The sequence below is a fragment of the Aquitalea sp. S1-19 genome, assembly GCF_024343515.1.
The window spans coordinates 1-372 of the sequence record NZ_RJTZ01000376.1 but is presented as its reverse complement, the minus strand read 5'-3'; the positions used below and the strand labels follow the sequence as shown (position 1 = coordinate 372).

Annotated in this window: 1 protein-coding gene; it reads right to left on the bottom strand. The window is 64.0% G+C overall.

Translation table 11 applies throughout. The features are described 5' to 3' along the window. Positions 1-372, bottom strand: a 372-nt coding sequence (locus tag EGI20_RS19145; RefSeq protein WP_498633286.1) for an aminotransferase class I/II-fold pyridoxal phosphate-dependent enzyme, incomplete at both ends; no start/stop codon positions are given.

Genomic DNA, 372 nt, shown 5'->3' with positions numbered 1-372 from the left:
GGCGATGTAAGCGGCGCGGTTGGCAACGACATGCGCTTCGTCAGTCCACGCGGCGATGCTGGCGGCCTGCGTGGGCAGGCTCATGGCGCTGCCGTGATAGGTGCGGTACAGCAGGAAGTCTGCCAGCAGACTGGCATCACCGGCAACAAAGCCCGAACGCAGGCCTGGTGCATTGGAGCGTTTGGACAGGCTGGTAAACATCACCAGGCGCCGGTAGTCGCGTCCCAGCTTGCGCGCGGCCTCCAGTCCGCCCAGAGGCGGGGTGCCGAAGTGGATTTCGGAGTAGCACTCGTCCGATGCAATCACAAAACCGTAGCGGTCGGATAGCTCGAACAGTGCCTGCCAGTCGGCCAGATTCATCACCGCGCCGGT